The 1,314-nt window shown below is 75.0% G+C and carries 1 protein-coding gene; it reads left to right on the forward strand.

All coding sequences use genetic code 11. The features are described from left to right. Positions 1–79 precede the first annotated feature (79 nt). Positions 80–1,314, forward strand: a 1,235-nt coding sequence (locus N864_RS22305) for a sigma-70 family RNA polymerase sigma factor (protein WP_162164568.1), incomplete at its 3' end; no start/stop codon positions are given.

Genomic DNA, 1,314 nt, shown 5'->3' on the forward strand with positions numbered 1-1,314 from the left:
ACAGCGTTTCGACATGGGATGTCTGCTTGGCACACTGGTCACCTGTGGTTGACCGTGGTTGCCTGCCGAAGGGATGCGCGTGTCGGTTGACGTGACCCTGTGGTCGAGCGAGGCGTGGTCGTCCGCTGCCGACGTGCAGCTGCTGGCCGAGGCCCGTTCGGGGTCTGCCGAGGCCTACGGCGAGCTGTGGCGGCGGCATCTGCCGGCCGCCTACGCGGTCGCCTCCCGCCATCGTGGCCGGTCGTCCGCCGAGGACATCGTCGCCGAGGCGAGCGCCCGGGTGCTGTCCCTGATCCAGGACGGCAAGGGGCCGGAGGAGAACTTCCGGTCCTACTTCCTGTCGACGGTGCGCACCGTCGCGGTCGACAACGCCCGCCGCGACCTGCGTGTCGTGCCCGCCGAGAGCGATGACCTGGAGGCGCTGACCGACCCGGTGCTCGAGGACTTCCCCGGCGACGGGATCGACGCCGACCTCGTCCGCGAGGCCTTCGCCGGACTGTCCGAGCGGGACCGCCGCGTCCTCTGGCACACGACCGTCGAGGGCGAGGCGCCGCGGACCCTCGCCCCCGTCCTCGGGATGACGGCCAACGCGGTCTCGGCGAGCGCGATGCGGGCCCGCGAGGCGCTGCGCGCGCACTACCTCGACGCGCATGCGGCCCGGCAGGCGCGGTCCGCGGACAGCGACGAGTGCCGCTGGACGATCGACCACCTCGGCGCCCACGTCCGCGGCCGTCTGCCGAAGCGCCAGGCCGAGCGGGTGCGCCGACACCTCGAGCAGTGCCCGCACGCAGCGACCGTCGCGGGTGAGCTGACCGACATCAACGCCGGCTTCCCGGCGCTGCTGGTGCCGCTCATCCTGCTCGGCGGGCTTTCCACGCCCGGCTTCGTGTCGGCCGGGGCACTTGCCGGGCTCAGCGCCGGCGCTGTCTCCGCGGGGTCGCCTGCACCGGCCGGTTCGGCTGGGCCCGCGGCGGGTGAGGCGTCGGAGACTGGACCGGGCGGTGCGTCGGCTGGGGCCTCCCCGAACGGGGGGTCGGGCAGCGGGTCGGCTGGGGGTTCCTCGGCGAGCCAGACCGTGGTCCTCGGCCAGCAGGTCGCCGCCGTCGCCTCCTCGGTCGCAGCCGCCATCGTGATCGGCGCAGGGGTCGTGGGCGCCTCACCCGGCGGGGCGCACGGTCCCGGCGCGACGCCCGTCGCCATCGCCACTCCGACGACCAGCACGACCACAGGCGGCGCGCCCCCGCCCAGCCAGGCCGGCGTCGCTGCCGGAATGAGGGGGCCGGCGACCGCAGCGGGGACTCCGGCGACCGGCCC

This window comes from Intrasporangium chromatireducens Q5-1, from assembly GCF_000576575.1.
Classification (GTDB): Bacteria; Actinomycetota; Actinomycetes; order Actinomycetales; family Dermatophilaceae; genus Intrasporangium_A; species Intrasporangium_A chromatireducens.